Raw genomic sequence first — 20,239 nt, forward strand, 5'->3', positions numbered from 1 at the left:
ATTAATTATCCTCATTGATATATTTAAGGGGGAATAACCATTATGAATAAAAATTTATAATGGTTGTTTCATATATTCAAAAATATAGTCAGACACCCACTCGACTTAAAGTCAGTGTTCTTTCTGTATCAGCTAGAGAAATCACAAACTGATGCTCAGTACCATAATTATCGATTAACCACATTTCATATATACCAGTCTACGAAGGACTGGCCCATGAGCACCCAGTGACACTGTAGCCCCAGACGCAACTTCTTCCCATTTCATCCCGAACATTTACGCGAGATATACCTACGGTGTAAAACACCCTTTAAATAAAAAACGATTACTACTATGAGTATTTTCAAGATTGCAAAAATAGTCTGTTTAATTATCTTTAGAGCGAGATAGTGAACGTAAGTTATAGGGAAGTGGCCAAGTATAGGGCTCCATTATTTGATGATGCATATCACTTTTAGTCACATTTTTTTGGCGACTCTGTATTGTTTTTAAAGTAGGATATATATTATTAATAATCGTAGAGGGAATTGCTGAAAGAAGGATTGAACTATCTAACGAAGCAGAAAAAGTAACAAGTCGGATTAACTCTATCTCATCTTCAGTTAAAGGTATTTTTTTAAGATCTCCAGTGGTCGTCTCTTTTAGCATAGATATTTGAATATGGCATGGATGGTATCCATTTACATAGCATCGATTAGATAATTCTTTAATAGTAAAAGAGCTTATCCGTACTGCATTCATGTTTTTTTTAATCACCAGAGGGATATATGCTTTCCTTTGATGGGAATAAATTAAACGGCAAACCCAACTAGTATCTGTAGCATTTTTGTAAAGGATACAGGCATGCCAAGAATCTAATATATACCTATTCATATTATATTTAAAAACTGGTTTTATACTTTGATGTTTTCTTTGACGTAATTAACAAGTTGTTCGATAGATATTATTTTCTGTTGAGAGAAAAACTCATCTACGATACGGACACCATAATTACTAAATATAAAAATTTGCATTTCAACATAATCTAGACTATCAAAATCTAGTGTTGAAAATAATGATTCATAGAATATCTTATCTTCACTTACATCTTTCATTAGAAAAATCTTTTCCTTTATCTCTTTGAAAATATGACTATTCATTTCATTCTCCTTACTCTTTTCGATATAAATTTATGGCTTTTTTCGCTTAAGAATAAAATTCCTGCTTGTTTTCTATTCCTGAAAAAATAGATAAATTATGATAAAATATCTTAACTTAGTGTTTTATTTTCAGATTTAATTAAATAAAACTAGCTTTAATTGGTGGTTAATTTAAATAATTTTATTTTAAATTTAATTATTGATTAGCAATATTCAGTAGAGGGATAAATAAGGTAAACTATATTAATAGAATTTCCAATTCTTATTAAACATTATGATGTAATATCATAATATTAAAAAATTACTCTACTGATATAATAAATAATTTAATTCTAATATTTTTACTGATCCTATTTTGATATGGGTAGCTCAATATATGAGCTAAACCCCAAATAAAGTTCTATACTCATCATACTTCAAGCTGCAGGAGGGTTGACTACGTTCAGCTAGCCGAGTCACATAGTTTATCAATGCTCCCCGTTTATCTTCACTTGTCGCCTACCTGCAACTCGAATTATTTAGAGTATAGGTATTACATTTGGTAAACTTTGTTACCGGCGAACCATGTTTGATTTATTTTCCAGTTTCGAATGTCTTGAGGTAATGGATCCGTTACTGTTCCATTTATAATGACAAAATCAGCCCATTTACCAACGCTAATACTACCTATTTGATCTCCCCACCCAGCAATATTAGCGGGTGCCTGAGTATAAGCATATAATGCTTCGTCAAATGAGAGTGCATTTTCTCCATGCCAAGGCTTACCATCACGCTCCCGTAATACGGCATCACCTAACTGTAACATTGGTGTTTCTACTGCCGTTGGCCAATCACTTCCTAAAACTAATTGTACTCCACTAGTTAATAAAGTTTGCCAAGCATAACTGCGCTCAAGCCTTGGCTCACCTAATCTGGATGGAGTATAGCTACCATGGATTGCATGATTTGGCTGCATAGAAGCGACGACATTGTATTGCGAGAATTTAGGAATTGTCTCTTTATTTACAACTTCAATGTGTTCAATTCTATCTGGTAGTGTAGTTTTTGATGGCGAATTAATAAAAGAAGCCATAGCCATATCTACACCATTATCTCCAATTGCATGAATAGCAACAGGAAATCTTTCATTATGGGCTAATTGAACTAGCTTATTTAATTTTTCTTGTGTGTGAATTGGGGTACCGTGTATATCTAGACGGTCAGAATAAGGTTCATTTAATGCTGCGGTATAAGTTGATAATACTCCGTCAGCAAAATATTTAATATATCCGAATTTGAATTGAGGACCTTGCTTCCATAAGCTTTCTTGCTTATGGGATAACTTATTCATGTCATCGCGTTGTTTAGCATATCGTTTAAAACTTTCCGGTGTAGCTTGTTTATCAGAGCTATCAGCCATTAATCCAAACCAAACTCTCATAGAATAAGGTTGTGATAATAGTTCTTGATAAGTGTCTAGCCCGCCAGCCCACATATCATGAACCGATGTTACTCCTAAACTATTGAAATGGTGAATTATATCTTTTAATGCAGCCGTTTTTGGTAATTGAGCCTGAGCGGTTTTATAGCTAGAGGCTGCAGCAACAAGCTCCATTGCATTTTCTTTTAAAATACCAGTAGGTTCACCTGTTTTAGGATCTTTGACAATTTCACCCCCTGGAGGTGAGATTGTATCTTTTGTGACATTGATTTGTTTCAATGCAGCGGTATTAAGCCACATAGAGTGGTAATCGCTATCAAGAAGGGCGATAGGTCGTTCACTGACCACAGCATCTAATTCTTGACGAGTCGGTAACTCTTGGTTTTCAGTTAAAGTGACATCCCATCGCCCACCAACAATCCAAGCACCTGCTGGCAGTTCTTTATCCTTTTTAGATATTATTTTTAACCATTCTGAGCGATCTGCAATATCATAAAGATCGACTCCGTAGGTAAGATCTATTCCTCCTAATAAATGGGTATGCGCATCAGTAAAACCAGGAACAATCGTGCGTCCTTTCGCATCAATAATCGTTGTGTTTTTACCTTGTAGCTGTTTGACATAAAATTCGCTTCCAACAGCAATAAATTTGCCATCACGTATAGCGAATGATTGAGCTCGAGGTTTTTTAGGATCAACAGTACGAATGTCACCATTGATTACAATCACATCTGCTAGCTGTGTTCCGGATAGCCCATAGGATAGCCCAGAATTACTAAGAAGAGCTGTTGTAAACATTAGTGCAAATAATGGCTTTTTTTGTTTCATTTTTTATCCTTACAAGATAGATATTGCAAGTTATTGCTATGTATTTTGTTCAATCTTTTAAATGCTAAGACTGGAACTTATCCAATAATCTTTATGAATTAATAATCCAGAAAAATTCTCCTTTTCAATATATTCAACTTGCCACCGACACCTCAACCAGTTCATGAATCTTGTTTATTATTTGTTTATGAAAGATTAACCTATAAAAACCATTTTAATTGGTGTGAATGACTTTATTTAGGAGGGGATCATCATGCTTTGTCAGTTATATTTGTAAGGTTGGTCAATAAGTTAACTGGTCCGTGATGAAAATAGATTTGCAATCACTTTTAGTATTGGTGCTTACATAAACTTTTTAATATGAATATTAAAATTTGTTGATTCTAGTTTGTTTCTGTCAATATTGATTCTTGAAAAGTATCCACTGCCAAATAAATAATTAACAAAAATTTAACAAGTTAAATATTTTTAATAACAATCTTGAAGTGGGTGTTTTTTAGAATTTATTAATGATTCGTTTAATTAACGGTTAGTACAATCCGATTTAATTTGTTAATACAAGATCTTTTAAATTCAGTGAGGTGAAATTGGATAATATAAAATACATCTAGTGGCATGCTCTGAAAGAGATAATAATTTCTTGTTGATAATGAGTATGTTGAATATTAATATTCTAGAAAGTTAGCAGCGAAAATTGAATTAAGAATATTGCTTAATTTCTAGCTAATATAGCTAGTTAGAACCGCCGTTAATGTATGTCAAGAAAATAGAGTGCATAATGAATTACTCGATTTTATGACTCATTCTGCTTGGTCGAAATAGGTATTGTATAAAGCTATTTTTAGTCATCAATAGATTAAAAATTAAACATTAAAACTAAAAATTTTACTTTTGCTTGCATTTTGTTACAAAAAACAATTATCATTTTGTGACGGCAATCTCGTTTTTGAACAAACATAGAAAAGGAACTATTATGAAAAATATTTTTAAACTTATCGCAATTTCTATTTTGGGATTAGCATCATTTTCTAGCCTTGCTGCGGGAAATACTATATCTGCATGGGGAAGTACAATGGGAGAAGCTGAAAGTAAGATTGCTCAGGAAGCTGAAAAATTAGGAGTATCTTATGAAATAACTAGCGCTAGAATGGGGGATTATTCCTACGTTACTGCTAAACTGATTAAGTAAAATCAAATACAACGAAAAGCGACTAATTATGGTTTTTCGTTTTTCGTTGTTAACTCTAAAACAGCTAACATTATCATTTGAATATTAAGCGAACTAAAAAAACTAGATTAAAAAATAGCAATGAACAGAAAACATTCCAATCATTTTCAGCGTTTATTAATAAAAATTACGCTAGTTACTACTCCTTTGCTAGTTACACTATCAGATTCTACTAAGAATAATCAAACTTCAGCTTCAACTTCAATGGCGGCTAATGCCCATAACATTTCTAGAACTTTATTGGATAGCTTAACTAGTTAATATACTTTACCATCAATATGAGCCATGTTTCTTATTGTATTAAGTTATTAACAATTGATTTTTTATACATATCTATATCGAAAGTATAAACTATTTTAGTGATCATTATGTGGAAAAGGCTGTTGTTTATCCTCAAATAAAATGTGAGCTTAGTAGCCTTAAATATGTATAAGCTATGAACTATTTTAGGTAATAATTAGAGATACATAGAGTGTTCTACCGTTAAATAAAGGCTATATAGAAGTTCTATAAGGTCATTCTCAACATAGATAATACCTCAGTTGAGGTTTCGATATTAATCAGTAATTTTATCTTACCTAAGGTAGCATTCGTGATACTTCAATAAATGCTTGCGGTAATGTTGTTTTAAATCGCAAGCCTTCATTAGTGCATTGTTCTGTTTCTTGCTTTACTTTGGGTGATTTCATCTGCATTTTGTTTGTTTTATGGTTTTTAAGATCACAAAATTTCAATTTTTTGAAATAAAACTTGATCTGAGAATTGGAGTTAATTGATAATAGTTTCAGAACTTATGAGAGTTAAAGTTTCAAATTCAAAAGTACCAAAATAGAATCAATCTAATATGTGAGAACCTAATAATGAAATACAGTATCTTGACAATGATCATCACTGCTTTATTAGCAGCAGATGCAGCCAATGCTGCTGAAGTTTATAATAAAGATGGTAATAAACTAGATGTTTACGGAAAAATTGATGTACGCCATTATCTCTCCAATAGTAGTGGTGAAAAGAGTGAAGATGGTGATGATTCTCGCGTCCGTTTAGGTTTAAAAGGTGATACTCAAATCACTGATAAATTAACTGGTTTCGGGCGTTATGAATGGGAAACTAAAACTAACAAATCTGAAGCTAATAATGAAAATAAAAATCGCTTAGCCTATGTCGGTTTAAAATTTGCTGATTTTGGCTCGATAGATTACGGTCGAAACTACGGTGTTATCTATGACACAAATGCATGGACAGATGTACTTCCTCATTGGGGTGCTGATACCATGGCCCAAACGGATAATTTTATGACTAAACGTGGTCGTAATTTGTTAACCTACCGTAATAATAATGGGTTTGGTTATATTGATGGGTTAAGTTTTGCTCTGCAATATCAAGGTAAAAATGGCGATAATAATAAGTCAGGTACAGGTATACCTAAAGATAGTAATGGCGATGGTTTCGGTTTTTCTACTGCCTATGATCTTGGTTGGGGATTAACGGTAGGGGGAGGGTACTCAAGTTCCTCACGTACACCGAGCCAACAATCTCACTCGGTAGTTTCTAATGGAGTTAACTATTATAGTGCAACAGGTAGTCGCGCTCAGGCTTGGAACGTCGGTGGTAAATTTGATGCAAATAATATTTATCTAGCAGCTATGTATGGTGAAACATTAAATACAACTCGCTATGGTGATTTGGATTTAATCGCTAATAAAACTGAAAATATAGAACTAGTTGCTCAATACCAATTCGATAATGGTCTGAAGCCATCTATTGGCTATAGTCAATCTAAAGGTAAAAATTTAGGTAATGGCTATGATAATGAAGATTTGATTAAATATATTTCTTTAGCCTCTTTCTACAGTTTTAATAAAAATATATCAGCAGTTGTTGACTACAAAATTAATTTGCTAAAAAACAACGAGTTCACCAAAGAGTATGGTATCAATACAGATAATGTACTTGGTCTTGGCTTAGTATATCAATTTTAATAAATACTATCTTTGCTAAAAAGCGAGATATGTATCCTGCTTTTTAGCAAAATTTATTTTATATTCTTTATGGGAGCAGTTTATTCTAATCGAGAGTATCGGTAGATTTTACTAAACAAAGGGTATGAGTTATCCCACACTGCTCAACAAACACTTCATCATGTGAAACCAGCAGTAATGTGCCTTGGTAATCACGCAATAATCTTTCCAGTAATGTCTTTGAATCAATATCAAGGTGATTGTCTGGCTCATCTAATAGCAAAACCGCGGGCGGCGTTGGGCTATTTGTCAGTGCCAATAGTGTTGCCTTTAGTTGCTCGCCACCACTGAGTTGATGGAGAGGCTGTAGGGATTTATCGCCTCGAATTCTTAACATACCAAGTTGAGTTCGCCATTGTTCAACGGTAAATGCAGGCTGATAACGCTGTAATGCTTCGGCGACAGGTAGGCTTTTATCCAACAAATTTAGGTGTTGATCGAGATAGCAGAACATTGGACTGATACGATATTCACCTGTTAGTGCAGATATTTTTCCTGCAAGGGTTTTCAAGAGCGTTGATTTTCCACTGCCATTATGGCCTTTAATATGCCAATGCTCTCCTGTATAGGCAGTAAATGATAAAGGTTCTGTATGACCGTAAGGCAGCTGTAGCTCAGAGGCAAAAACAGTCACTTTTTTCCCATCGGCTTGGTAATTCAGTGTCATTTTTTGCTGTTTAGTATGGATAAGTTGATCTTGAGCTTCTTGTTGCTGCTGTTGCAAATCACCCATTACTCTTTGATGGCGCTCCGCAACGTTTGATTGCCTTTTTTGTGCTCGATTGGTTTTCATATCAAGTAGTAATAACGATTGTGAGCCGCTATAGCGAACTTTCTCACCTTGTTTTCGGCGCTGTTCGGCTTTTTGCAGTGTTGTTTGTTGTTGGCGTTTTTCTTGGCGAATTTGGTTACCTAGTCGTTCGGTTTTAGCTTCAATTGCCGCGGTTGCAAAGCTTTTTTGTTCTTCATACAGCGCATAGCCACCCCCATATTCATGTAACCCCTTATCGGTTAATTCAAAAAGGGTGTGCATATGTGCCAATAAAGCGCGGTTATGGGTGATCACTAATGAACCTGCACTATGTTCTGTGAGTTTTTCGCTTAGCCACTGACGCCCATCATGATCCAAATGGTTATCCGGTTCATCTAATAATAAAAAATGATTTTTATTTAAAAAGGCACGACATAAGGCAAGTCGTGTGCGTTCGCCACCACTAAGATGATTAATTGGCGTATCTAGTGTAACGGGTAGCTTGGCTGAATCTAATAGGCTTTGCCATTTGGCGGGTAAATGCCATTTATCCTCTAATAGAACCAAATCATCCATCGTCGGGTGGCCTGCGTTAACCCGTGCAAATGTGTTGGTGAGCTGACTAATACCTAATGCATCAGCAATCGAATTGCCTTGCAATCGGGTTAATTGGTCGACATGGATAAAAGGCATCATCCACTTTATATGGCCAGATGTTGGCGTTATTTGCTCTGCGAGCAGACGCATTAAAACGGACTTGCCTTTACCATTATTGCCAATGAGCGCGTTTTTTTGGCATAACAAGGTTCCACTCAAATGAGAAAACAGAGTGGTTTGGCTAAATTCAATACTAAGTTGTGAGAAATGACACGCAACAGTCATGTGTACCTCCTGAGAACAGGGGCAGACAACGTTGGATTATCTCTTAGGGAGAAAAGCGAGTGACGACCATTGTCTGCCAAAAACAGAAAAAGAAATACCTGATTGGGTATTTGTGAACATTTTCTGGCAGATCTCAAATCATCGTCGGGGGATACCTTAAAGTGAAAAAGCGATTTAAATATTTAAGCAAACTCTACTCGTTTAGGCAAATATTAATTAAGTAAAAACCAGTTAGTTCAACACTAACTGGTTTTGGTGCATTGCCAACGAGATTTTTATGGCTAGATTGCAGTCGACTGAGCCGCTTTCAAATGCTCTGCCAACCATTGTGCGATGCGCTGTTTTTCACTTTCATTCAGCCACATGCCCAATTTGGTACGACGCCAAATGGCATCATCTAATTCAGTGACCCATTCATGTTCAACAAGATAGCGCAGTTCTGCTTCGTAGACGTTATGGCCAAATGCTTCGCCAAGATCACTGAGGGAATTTGCACCTTCAAGGATCAGTTTGCTTTGACTACCATAGGTTCTCGCAAAACGTAGTGCTATCCCTTCAGGTAACCAGCTATAGTGCTGGCGCAGTAGGCGTGCATAGCCGTCACGATCACAGCCTTCGATATCACCGCCCGGTAGCACACCATTTTTTGTCCATGCCGTGCCTGCATTTGGGTAGTAATGAGCAAGTTTGCCCACTGCCGCTTCTGCAAGTTTACGGTAAGTGGTTAATTTACCACCGAAAACAGATAATAATGGTGCTTTGCCATTCTCATCGTGAATATCTAATGTGTAATCACGAGTGATTGCTTGAGGTGAGTCTGACTCATCATCACATAGCGGGCGAACCCCTGAGTAATCCCAAACAATGTCATCTTTAGTTAATTGTTTCTTGAAGTGATCATTGTAGACTTTCAACAGATAATTCACTTCATTATCATCGATGTGGACATCTTTCGGGTCACCTTTGTATTCAACATCGGTGGTACCAATGATAGAAAACTCATCCATCCAAGGAATGACGAAAACAATACGGTTGTCTTCGTTTTGTAAAATATACGCTTGTGGTTCGTCGTGAGCACGTGGTACCACAATATGACTACCTTTGATCAAGCGAATGCCATAAGGTGATTTGAGTTTTAAGCCATCATCAAAGAACTCTTTTACCCATGGGCCAGTTGCGTTCACAAGACCTTTTGCTTTCCAGGTTTCTTTTTCGCCAGTGCGCAGATCTTCAGCTTCGACAACCCAAAGGCCATCTTCACGATATGCACGAGTGACTTTAGTCCGAGTACGAACCTCACCTTGCTTACGGACCACTTCTTGAGCGTTTAATACCACTAAACGAGCATCATCAACCCAGCAATCTGAGTATTCAAAACCTTTATTAAGTTCTGGTTTTAACACAGAATTTTGGCCGAATTTTAACCCTTTACTACTTGGCAGACTAGTACGTTTACCCAAATGGTCATATAGGAACAAGCCAATACGGATCATCCAAGCTGGGCGAAGGTGAGGCTGATGTGGCAGACGGAAACGCATTGGAAATGCAATGTGTGGTGCCAATTTTAACAGGACTTCACGCTCAGCCAGTGCTTCGCTGACTAGGCGGAACTCATAGTGTTCCAAATAACGCAAACCACCATGGATCAGTTTTGAACTCGCAGATGAAGTTGCACTGGCTAAGTCTTGAGCCTCAAGCAGCAATACAGATAGTCCACGGCCAGCGGCATCTGCCGCAATACCAGCGCCGTTGATACCGCCGCCGATTACAATCAAGTCTTTAGTTTCCATGCATCCCCCTGAGATGTTCGAAACACTTTCTATAATGTTCGTTTTCGCTCATTCATTGTAATCAAAATCGATTAATATGCCAACTATTTAGCGACAAAAAACAACAACTGCGTGATAAAGGTAACAATTTTTTTTCAATAACCACAAAAATTATAAGTCTATTTTGAATGAATGAACATGTTCGAACATTAACGAGCGATCGTCATTAGGAGAGCAACAAATGGAGATAAGGGGGAAATGATGAGATGATAGAGAGCCTACCATCTCAAAGGATTAGCAAAGTTCTAATTGGACATTATGTTGTTCAATGACTTTTTGAATACTATCTGGTGGTTGCTTATCGGTGAATAAGTAGTCGATAAGGTTCATGTTACCGAGGTTAACCATCGCATTGCGGCCAAATTTTGAATGGTCAGTGACTAACATCACGCAACGTGAGTTTTCAATAATGGCTCGTTTGGTGCGTACTTCATGGTAATCGAACTCAAGTAAAGAGCCGTCCATATCAATGCCGCTGATCCCTAAAATGCCGTAATCGAGCCTAAATTGAGAAATAAAGTCTAAGGTCGCTTCGCCAACAATACCACCATCGCGTGAGCGAACTTCACCACCCGCGAGGATCAGGCGGAAGTCTTCTTTTGCCATCAATAGCGTTGCAACGTTTAGGTTGTTAGTGACCACACGTAGGTTTTTATGATTAACCAATGCATGGGCGACTGCTTCAGGTGTGGTGCCTATATCAATAAACAGTGTCGCGCCGTCTGGGATTTGGCTAGCAACACGTTGTGCGATACGCGCTTTTTCATCTGACCACATAATCTTACGGTCGTTATAAGCCGCATTGACTGAGCTCGATGGCAGCGCAGCACCACCATGGTGGCGCTGGATTTTATTTTGTTCAGCGAGATCATTGAGGTCACGACGGATAGTCTGAGGGCTAACCTCGAAATGTTCGACAAGCTCTTCAGTGCTTACATAGCCTTGAAGGCGAACGAGCTCGATGATTGCATCATGTCTCTGGGTCTGTTTCACGGTGTTAGCCTCTGTATATTATTTTTATCTGGATCTCTGGTGTTTGAAAGTATGGCGATTATCCCATAATCCCATTAATAAGCCGATAATTAACCCTGATATATGTGCGGCATTGGCAATATCAGTGCCTAAAATACCTAAGTTGCCCAAAAAGAGCCAGACAATAACAAAAATCATTAAACCACGCGGTGCGCTAACATCTTTTTCAGGTTGGCGTTCACCCGTTAACCAAACATAGCTGATTAATGCGTAAACGACACCAGATAGCCCACCAAAGTTCGATTCACTATAAATGGATTGACCCCAATTACAGAACAGAGCCGATACTAGAAAGACGGTCAGGAGTTTGCCAGTTCCAAGTCTACGTTCAACTTGGCTTGCTAAATACCACCATAATACGAGGTTAAACCCTAGTTGAGAAAGGGAAAACTGTACGAAAGCAGGGCTAAACCAGCGCCATAATTCGAATTGTTGCCCTTCTCTAGGCCATGCAAGGTAACGCAACACATCAAGATGTTGAGTCATCGATAACCATAGATATATACCCACACAAATTAACATAACTGCAAGGGTTAATGGCCCTGATTGTGCTTTTAAGTAATCTAATGTGAGATGATTACGATACTTAAAGCCAGTATGTGTTGTACCCGTTTGCCAACTGGCTTCGGTATAACGTGGATCAGTTGGATTTTGCAAAAATAGCTCAAGTTCGTGGCGTACTTGCTCAACTTGTGTTTCATCATCGAGCCAAATTTCAACTTGCTGCTGCTCAGGAACCGTATGAATTTTTAATTGGATATGTTGGCTTGCCATATAATCGACAAATGCCTGAGCGACTCTTGGGTTTTCGAAGGAAACAACATGGATCATGAAAAGTGCTTCTCGCTTAGAGGGCCGTTACGGCTTGTGGATATTCCCTTAACCAAGCCTCGAAGCCACCGTTTATGCTATAAACGGATTCGAAGCCGATATTGATAAGATATTGCGCAGCCCCTTGGCTACTGTGACCGTGATAACACATGACCATGACAGTTTGTTCATAGTCAGTTTGTTCTAGGAATGTGCTCAGGGTTTCATTGGTTAAATGATAGGCACCGCTAGCGTGTCCAGCTCGGAAACTTTGCGGGTCACGAACGTCCACTAATACTGCGGAGCCATCGACCCAATGTTGGTATGCCTGTGCAGGGGTGAGTGTCTCAAATTGTTCCATAAAATACCGAATAGTCAGATAATAAAGGGCACTCAGACCGTAACGAACAAAGGTTGTTTGGTTGCAGTCTTAACGTCAATGATGAAAACCTGTTTGTTGGCTTTCCTTTAACAATGGCAAAGAAAGGAAACCTATCTTTGCCCTGTGTCATTAAATTACGAGGTTGTGCTCAGCAATTAGTAGAATGAATGTTCACCACGTTGGTGCTCAGTCAGATCTTTCACGCCTTTAAGTTCGCCTTCGAACATTTTCAGAAGTTCTTTTTCGATCCCTTCTTTTAACGTTACATCGACCATTGAACAGCCGTTACAACCACCACCGAATTGCAAAATAGCAAAGCCTTCATCAGTGATTTCCATCAGTGAAACACGACCACCATGGCTAGCTAATTGTGGGTTGATCTGTGATTGTAAGACATACTCAACACGTTCGATTAGCGGAGCATCATCAGAGACTTTACGCATTTTAGCGTTAGGTGCTTTGAGTGTCAGTTGTGAGCCGAGTTGGTCAGTCACGAAATCAATTTCGGCATCATCTAGGAATGGTGCGCTGATTTCATCAACGTAAGCTGATAAGTGCTCGAATTTTAGCTCTTGATCAGTCGCTTCAACAGCATCTGGTGGGCAATAAGAGACGCCGCACTCAGCAGAAGGTGTGCCCGGGTTGATAACGAACACGCGAATTTGGGTGCCTGGCTCTTGGTTTTCCAACAATTTGGCAAAATGAGCCTGTGCTGCTTCAGTAATATTAATCATAATTTGCTCAATTTAATAATAGTTGACCGCATTAGTTGGTTATAATACGCCCATTTACCCCTATACTACAAGGTGCGACATATCGTCCAAGCCTGTACAGTCTGTGCACCCGCACAAATCAGCAATTGTGCTGCCGTTTGCATGGTGGCTCCTGTTGTCAGTACATCATCAACAATAGCAATATGTTGCCCTATAACAGAATGGGTTAAAGTAAATGCGCCATTAAGATTACGGTGACGGTGCTGACGTTTTAATGTTATCTGCGCCAGTGTATCACGAGTGCGCAATAATGAATTTTGTGAATAGGGGATATTTAGCCAATCGGATAAATATTCACCAATTAAGGCAATGTGGTCAAATCCTCTCATCCACAATCGTTTAGGGTGTGGTGGGATGGTGATTAGGCGTTGAGGCTTGTGCCAAAAATGTTGTCGATAACCTTTAAGCCAATGCAAAACGAATACCCTTGCTAACACAAATGCTAACTGAGGCTGTGGGGTAAATTTATAGTGGTGGATCAGCTTGCGTAATGGCGCTTGATAAGGACTAACACTAATTAACCTATGCCATGCAGGTGGGTGCCGTAAACAACGGCCACAAGTAAGGCTGCTATGCTCAATAGGCAGCCCACAACAAAGGCAGCAGTTTGGCATTGATGGTAGCTTTTTGAGGCAAAAAGAACAAATGCCGTGATGAGCTAATTTTAAAGCCTGTAGGCATAGCCAACAGGCACCTTGCATTGTTAGCATAAGCATATTCCTGTGAAAAAAGAGAGTGTAACCATGACACAGCTGTATTGGGAAACAATTGGAGAGGGTTCTCAAGATCTTGTGCTGCTGCACGGATGGGGCTTGAATGCAGAGGTCTGGCGATCCATTATTCCTCGATTAGCATCGCATTTCCGTTTGCATTTAGTTGACTTACCTGGTTATGGACGTAGCCAAGGTTTTGACGCGATGGACGTGCAATCTATGGCTAACACCGTGTGGCAGCAAGCACCTAAACATGCCATTTGGTTAGGATGGTCACTTGGTGGCTTGCTGGCGAGTCGTATTGCTCTTGATCATTTTGCTCAGGTGAAAGGGCTGATTACGGTTGCATCATCACCGCGTTTTCAGGCGTATGAGCATATTTGGCCGGGGATCAAATCAGAGGTGCTATTAGGCTTTGAAAAGCAACTTGCGACGGATTTTCAACGTACTGTTGAACGATTCTTAGCGTTACAAACGTTAGGAACTGAAAGTGCGCGTAATGATGCAAGATTACTCAAGTCAGTCGTGTTAGAACAACCGATGCCCAAAGTTGATATCTTGAATGCAGGTTTAGAAATTTTGCGTGTTGTGGATTTACGTGAAGAGCTAAAAAGTCTTACGGTGCCATTTTTGCGTGTTTATGGTTACTTGGATGGCTTAGTACCCCGTAAGGTCGCCACCCTACTGGATGAAATGTACCCTAACTCGCCTTCAGTAGTGATGCGCCACAGCGCTCATGCGCCTTTTATTTCTCATCCAGATGAGTTTTGTGAATATGTATTGGATTTTTTGGCTCGTCTAGATGAGTCATAAATAACAGAGAACAGTACTCATAAAGGTACTGTTCCGTGAAAATTAGCGTTTGAATTGTTCATAAGCAGGTGGAGGGCCACTTTGCTTTGAGCCAGTATTGACAGCAGAAGGGATCTGAAGACCTGATGTCGCTTCGCCATAAAATGGAGGTGGAAACGAATCTGTTGCGTCAATTTGTTCTTGTAGGGTTAAAGGCAAATCAGGCTCTGGCTCAGGTAGTTCAGATGGCATTGGTTGAGGAATTGGCGGAGCAGGACGTATAGGTTGCCTTTCTGAAAACACCAAAGCCTCGTCAGGCGCTGAAGGGGCTGCTTGTGAGTTCTCAGCCGCAGCCTTATAAAATTTTTTGTATTTAACCTTATTTAGTGGAAGGTAATGTTTGCGGTTATAATCCTTCACTTTATCGACGAGTGATTTGATAAAGCGATCAGCATTATCAAATTTTTCGACTCCAGTGTCAGGGTCAAATAAAGTAAAACTGATGGTATCGCTTTCAGGTGATTTACGGATATAGGTAGCCAATGCATCTTGCTCGATAAAAATCTGTAGGCCTATTTCTTGGTTTGTTGCTGCAATCTGTCGAACATCTTCACGTAAATCCTTTTCAACTTTATCAATCTCTTGATACTCAAAAAAGTGACTATCTGATATTTCTGTGATGGGATTAAGCCCACGAATTGACATTTGTTGGTTGTACTTCTCGAATTCGAGGCTGCATAGATGATTTTTTGCTGCATTAAGGCAAGCTGTTATAAAGTCTTCATCTGGTTCGGAAAGTTGTGTTAATAAATCCCGATTTAAAGAATTGACTAAACATTTAAAATGAACATTATTTATTAACTCATTAGAGTCATGTACATTATTACCCACGCTTTCTTCTAATACATTAAATAATGCATTGAAATATTGATAGGCTAAATTATGCACCTCTTTATTATAATGCTTAAAATCCTCATGTTTCCTAAAGATATAACAAGCATCTTTTTGATAATGATGATCCAATGATTTTATTATATCTGAGTCTTTATCTTTTATTTTGATTTTACGAGAATAGTTAAAATACCTTTGATAACGTTTGGCGTTGTCTAGCGGTTGCTGAACATCAATAATGTTCATTATCCTAGCTATGATGTGATCTTTTGCCATTTGTTTTTCAGATGATGAGGAATTTTTACACTTAAGGTCATTTTGAGCTTGAGATAGCAAATCAATATAGCTTATCCCGTTATTCTCAGCGGAAGAAATAATAAACATACCAGTTAACCCTTTCGGTAAGTTATATTTCACTTCTGATGGGGTGGTTTGATTATTTGAATTTTTATAATATTCATTTATGCTGTTTGAAAAATGGCATTTATCAAAGCTAATCATACGGAATTCCTTATAGATTTAGTATGTTAGGTATTTTAAAGAATTGTTCAGTGAAAACTTTAAATAAACGACAATATTTTAAGTTGGGTATGTGCTACGGGAGAAGTGTATATACTCGCCATATTTCAAATAGCAGGTTTTTTTGTTGAGGTATAAGTGACTCGGCGTAACTAGCCGAGTCACAGTATTATCTATGTCCCGGCAGTCTTCGCTCGTCGTCTATCGGCAACTCGAATTATTTAAAGTCATTATGGGTCCTAGCATTAGGAAACAGCTCGCTATAGGTTGGCGGAGTACTTGAATTTGTTGTTTGATATTGTTGTGGTAGAGGCGGCGCTGATAGCGTTTGCCCCTGTACGTCTGTTTCAGGGGATGCTGACTTATAATATTTTTTATACTTAACCCCATCAATAGGTAGATGGGGTTTTTTATTATAATGGATAACCTCTTTGGTCATAGCTGTAAGGAACTCATCGACACTATAGAACATTTCAGTGCCTTTTTTAGGATTAAATATTTCAAAAGTCGTAATAGAAATAGGAGGGTGTTCAGCAGTGTGTTCAATTGGTGATTGGGAAATATACGCTGCTACTGCATCTTTATTGGCGAAAATTTGCACTGCTATTTCTTTATTATCTGTCTTAGCGAGAGTGATATCTTTGAGCAATTCTGTTTTGAATTTTGTAATTTTATCAATTCTAAACAAATTCTTATATTCGCCTTTATATGCATTTAGAAGGCCTTGTTGTTGCATTTTCTCATCATATTCTTGTAGTTGCTTATGCATCATATGTTGAGATGCGATATCGAGGCAGGCGCGCATCAACTTAATATCTGGCTTCGATGGAACATGAGGAAAATGGGTGAGTAGTTTGCTCAGAAGAATTTTATTTAGTGTTGTGTTTTGAATTAGTTCTTTACCGCATTTTATATATTTGAAATTTGAAAGATATTGGTAGGCCAATTTATGAACGTCGTCATTATAATTATAACAGTTATCATAATGACCCATGCTATTAGTTTTTTTAAGATTTTTGGTAATATTTTATCCTTCTTTGAACATGTGAAAATCAAATAATTGTTTTTCATTCAAAGTTGACTTTTTAATTTTAAATTTACATGAGTTTAAAGCATATTGTTGATAGCGTTTGTTATTATCTAATGGGCGTTGAATATCAATGATTCCATTCAGGCTACTGCGTAAATAGCTATGGTAAACACTCTCTTTATTTGGATTATTTTTAATATAGTCTTGAGATTTAGATAGCAAATCAATATAGCTTGCTTTGGTGTTTTTTGTTGAAGTTATAAGGAAATAACTTGTTAACCCCTTAGATAAATTATACTTAAATTCAGATGACGGTTTTGTATGGCCAAGCTTGTTTAAATGATTAGTTAGATTATTAAAAAATTGATTTTGATTAAATTTGATCATAACACTTCCTTGTTTATGGTGGTTAACAAGGGATTTTAGTGTAAAAACCAATAAAAACTTTTAAAAAAAGGGGCTAATAGCCAATATTTGCGACTTTATTTTATATACTCGTCATACTTCAAGTTGCAGTGTTGTTGACTACGCTCACTCGCACTAGTCACCTACTTATGTAGGCTCCCAGCGACTCATTCACTTGTCGCCTAACTGCACCTCGAATTATTTAGAGTATAAACATGATGTGAGCAGTCATTGCTTTCTGGGCATCCTTTACAGCTAGTGCCTGTTAAACAGGCACTTAAATCGACTTTCTCAAGTTTACCCATTGCGACTAACTTATCGGCCATAGCTTGTACCAATGGTTTTGGTGCTTTGAGTTGTTCGCTGAGAAGGTCGGTGTCAGCTTGCCCATACAGTGCAACTAAATCTCTGATTTGTAACAAGCTGACCATATCTACCTCTTAGTGACAAACTTTATCTGAACAATCGCAACAGGATTTTGCCGTTTTGCTGGCTAAATTAAGTGTGACTCGGCTACGCATGCGGCGTAGTACCGCAAACAGTGCAAGGTTAAATACCACAACAGCAACAATCGTTATCAAACTACTTTGTGGATGTTGGCTAAATGTCGCGGTCTGATAAAACAGTGCGGAAAGACTATAAGCAACGTTAAGACCCCATAGAATCGAGAAGGTCATCCAACTTTTGTTGGTTTCACGTGCAATCGCTCCCATTACCGAAACACAAGGCACATATAACAACACAAAGATCAGGTAGCTATAAGCCGCAATATTAGAGCCAAATTTAGCTGCCATGGTGCCCATCGAGCCTGTTGCCATTTCTCCATCACCTTTGCTCGCTTCGATTGGGTTAGAAAGCGCGCTCAAAGTGAAAGTCTCTTTTAAGCTATTCCATGTTTCAGATACCGCATCTTCAAGCTCTGCAAGTAAGTCAAAGGAAGCTGCATCGAAAGGCTCTGTGGTGATGCTCTCAGCGGTATAAAGGGTATTCAGTGTACCAACCACAACTTCTTTGGCCATTGCACCTGTGATCAAACCAACCGTCGCTTGCCAGTTATCAGTATGCACACCAATTGGCTGTAAAACAGGAGTGATCACTTTACTGACGGAAGCTAAGGCAGAATCATTAATATTATCAACAGGCTTGCCTGACAGCGAAAAGCTATTGAGTGCACCAATAAACATGCTTGCAACAACAATCACTTTACCAGCACGGATCACAAAGCCTTTCAAACGCTGCCAAGTTTGTATCAGCAAGGTTTTTGCATGTGGTATGTGATAAACCGGTAATTCCATCACGAAAGGAGAGGCTTCGCCACGCATCAAGGTGTGTTTAAGTAATAAACCTGTCAGTATGGCGACGACGATACCTAATAGGTAGAGAGAAAACACCACGCTTGCACCGTTTTTGCCAAAGAACGCAGCTGCGAACACGGCAAAGATGGCTAAGCGTGCGCCACAAGACATGAAGGGAGCCATAAGAACCGTAATCAAGCGCTCACGTGGAGCGTCTAATGTGCGGGCTCCCATAATCGAAGGAACGTTACAACCAAAACCAACAATAAGCGGGACGAATGATTTGCCCGGTAAGCCTAGGGCTTGCATCAATCTATCCATCACAAATGCAGCACGGGCCATATAACCTGAATCTTCTAAGATAGATAAAAACAGGTACATCATACCAATTTGTGGAACGAGTGGCAGAACGGTGTTAATACCGCCACCAATGCCTTGGGCAAGGAAAACCGTTAACCAATCAGGGAAGCTGAAGTAAGCACCTATCCACTGTATACCATGAATAAAGATCGCTTCAGAAGCACCTTCGAAGAAAGGTTGTAATGCACCACCGATATTAATGGCCAACACAAACATCAAATACATAATAAACAAGAAAATCGGTACACCTAACCAGCGGTTGAGGATCACACCATCAAGAGCTTGTGTCAGTTTATTCGGTTCCGCGGCACTGTTATTGATTGCTTTTTCGCAGATTGCAGCAATAGATTGATAGCGTGCATCGGCGATCAGCAATTCGGCTTCTTCGTTTAAGCTATTTTTGAGATTTTGTTGGGTCGTATGTAGTTGTTCATCGGAGATATTAGCGCGTTGGCGGCTGTAAATATCACCTTCAAGAATTTGTAATGCTAACCAGCGGCGTTGTTGCTGGCTAAATTGTTGTGCTGAAATTTGTTCTGATAAGGAGTCCACTTCTTGTAGCAGTGCCGTTGGGTATTCAACTAACGCCTGCATATTGTTTTGTGGGTGGCTATCAATGGCCAGTTTAAGTTTATCGATGCCTGTTGCGCGGGTAGAAACCAATGGGATCACAGGGCAGCCGAGCTGTTGTTGAAGCTTTTCAACATCAATATCTATGTGTTGGCTCTGTGCAATATCCAACATATTCAGCGCGACAATGCATGGTACGCCTAATTCAATCAGCTGAAGTGTTAAATAGAGGTTGCGTTCTAAATTAGAAGCATCGACCACGTTGATTAACATATCGGCTTCACCACTTAAGATGAAGTAGCAAGCTATTTGCTCATCTAGCGATGTTTGTTCTGAAATAGTCGTTAGCGAGTAGGTTCCCGGAAGGTCAACTAATTCAATATTATGCTCTGGTGTATTAAAACGACCAACCTTTCTTTCAACGGTCACACCCGCCCAGTTACCAACTCGCTGGCGAGAACCCGTTAATTGATTGAATAAGGTGGTCTTACCGGCATTTGGATTGCCAATCAGGCCGATAGTTAATGGTTTCATAGAATTTTACCAATAGTAAAAATAAAAACGGTGAT

General features: G+C 38.6%; 17 protein-coding genes. 3 read left to right on the plus strand and 14 right to left on the minus strand.

All coding sequences use genetic code 11. The annotated features are described in order from the left end of the window. Positions 1–893: 893 nt before the first annotated feature. The gene (locus AC3Z9T_RS18225; protein ID WP_490127514.1) at positions 894–1,139 is read right to left on the minus strand and encodes an acyl carrier protein; all 246 of its coding nucleotides are present in this window, start codon (positions 1,137–1,139) and stop codon (positions 894–896) included. Between the two features lie 532 nt (positions 1,140–1,671). After that, on the minus strand, positions 1,672–3,387 hold the full coding sequence (locus AC3Z9T_RS18230; protein ID WP_490127515.1) for an amidohydrolase: 1,716 nt from the start codon (positions 3,385–3,387) through the stop codon (positions 1,672–1,674). Between the two features lie 973 nt (positions 3,388–4,360). Between AC3Z9T_RS18230 and AC3Z9T_RS18235 the strand changes: the two genes are divergently transcribed. Together AC3Z9T_RS18235 and AC3Z9T_RS18240 are read left to right on the plus strand one after the other, a co-directional pair. Further along, on the plus strand, positions 4,361–4,576 hold the full coding sequence (locus AC3Z9T_RS18235) for a hypothetical protein (protein WP_490127516.1): 216 nt from the start codon (positions 4,361–4,363) through the stop codon (positions 4,574–4,576). Positions 4,577–5,475: 899 nt separating this feature from the next. Beyond that, positions 5,476–6,597, plus strand: a complete 1,122-nt coding sequence (locus AC3Z9T_RS18240) for a porin (RefSeq protein ID WP_490127517.1) — start codon at positions 5,476–5,478, stop codon at positions 6,595–6,597. A gap of 85 nt (positions 6,598–6,682) precedes the next feature. Here the strand turns inward: AC3Z9T_RS18240 and AC3Z9T_RS18245 are convergent, their stop codons facing one another. From AC3Z9T_RS18245 to AC3Z9T_RS18275, 7 genes are all read right to left on the minus strand, one after another. Continuing rightward, the gene (locus AC3Z9T_RS18245; RefSeq protein WP_490127518.1) at positions 6,683–8,269 is read right to left on the minus strand and encodes an ATP-binding cassette domain-containing protein; all 1,587 of its coding nucleotides are present in this window, start codon (positions 8,267–8,269) and stop codon (positions 6,683–6,685) included. A 281-nt stretch (positions 8,270–8,550) separates the two neighbouring features. Continuing rightward, positions 8,551–10,059 (minus strand): glycerol-3-phosphate dehydrogenase, encoded by a 1,509-nt coding sequence (gene glpD, locus AC3Z9T_RS18250; RefSeq protein WP_490127519.1) that lies wholly within the window; start codon positions 10,057–10,059, stop codon positions 8,551–8,553. Positions 10,060–10,332: 273 nt separating this feature from the next. Beyond that, positions 10,333–11,091: a DeoR/GlpR family transcriptional regulator gene (locus tag AC3Z9T_RS18255; protein ID WP_490127520.1), complete on the minus strand. Its 759-nt coding sequence runs from the start codon at positions 11,089–11,091 to the stop codon at positions 10,333–10,335. 24 nt (positions 11,092–11,115) lie between these two features. Then, positions 11,116–11,961, minus strand: a complete 846-nt coding sequence (glpG, locus tag AC3Z9T_RS18260) for a rhomboid family intramembrane serine protease GlpG (RefSeq protein ID WP_490127521.1) — start codon at positions 11,959–11,961, stop codon at positions 11,116–11,118. Positions 11,962–11,977: 16 nt separating this feature from the next. Beyond that, complete coding sequence (gene glpE / locus AC3Z9T_RS18265) at positions 11,978–12,301, minus strand: thiosulfate sulfurtransferase GlpE (protein WP_490127522.1); 324 nt, start codon at positions 12,299–12,301, stop codon at positions 11,978–11,980. A 176-nt stretch (positions 12,302–12,477) separates the two neighbouring features. Beyond that, positions 12,478–13,056, minus strand: a complete 579-nt coding sequence (gene nfuA, locus AC3Z9T_RS18270; RefSeq protein ID WP_490127523.1) for a Fe-S biogenesis protein NfuA — start codon at positions 13,054–13,056, stop codon at positions 12,478–12,480. A 65-nt stretch (positions 13,057–13,121) separates the two neighbouring features. Then, positions 13,122–13,805, minus strand: a complete 684-nt coding sequence (locus AC3Z9T_RS18275) for a phosphoribosyltransferase family protein (RefSeq protein WP_490127524.1) — start codon at positions 13,803–13,805, stop codon at positions 13,122–13,124. Positions 13,806–13,838: 33 nt separating this feature from the next. Here AC3Z9T_RS18275 and bioH point away from each other — a divergent pair, with 33 nt between their 5' ends. After that, positions 13,839–14,621, plus strand: a complete 783-nt coding sequence (gene bioH / locus AC3Z9T_RS18280; RefSeq protein WP_490127525.1) for a pimeloyl-ACP methyl ester esterase BioH — start codon at positions 13,839–13,841, stop codon at positions 14,619–14,621. Positions 14,622–14,663: 42 nt separating this feature from the next. Here the strand turns inward: bioH and AC3Z9T_RS18285 are convergent, their stop codons facing one another. From AC3Z9T_RS18285 to feoB, 5 genes are all read right to left on the minus strand, one after another. Beyond that, the gene (locus tag AC3Z9T_RS18285; protein WP_490127526.1) at positions 14,664–15,992 is read right to left on the minus strand and encodes a hypothetical protein; all 1,329 of its coding nucleotides are present in this window, start codon (positions 15,990–15,992) and stop codon (positions 14,664–14,666) included. A 235-nt stretch (positions 15,993–16,227) separates the two neighbouring features. Further along, complete coding sequence (locus AC3Z9T_RS18290) at positions 16,228–17,004, minus strand: hypothetical protein (RefSeq protein ID WP_490127527.1); 777 nt, start codon at positions 17,002–17,004, stop codon at positions 16,228–16,230. A gap of 33 nt (positions 17,005–17,037) precedes the next feature. Next, positions 17,038–17,427: a hypothetical protein gene (locus AC3Z9T_RS18295; RefSeq protein ID WP_490127528.1), complete on the minus strand. Its 390-nt coding sequence runs from the start codon at positions 17,425–17,427 to the stop codon at positions 17,038–17,040. Between the two features lie 200 nt (positions 17,428–17,627). After that, entirely contained in the window at positions 17,628–17,876 is a 249-nt protein-coding gene (locus tag AC3Z9T_RS18300; RefSeq protein WP_490127529.1) for a FeoC-like transcriptional regulator, read from the minus strand. Positions 17,877–17,885: 9 nt separating this feature from the next. Then, positions 17,886–20,204 carry a Fe(2+) transporter permease subunit FeoB gene (gene feoB / locus AC3Z9T_RS18305; protein ID WP_490127530.1) on the minus strand — a complete coding sequence of 773 codons (2,319 nt, stop codon included), beginning with the start codon at positions 20,202–20,204 and terminating at the stop codon, positions 17,886–17,888. Between the last annotated feature and the right edge of the window lie 35 nt (positions 20,205–20,239).

This window comes from Providencia sp. 6390 (genome assembly GCF_058148425.1).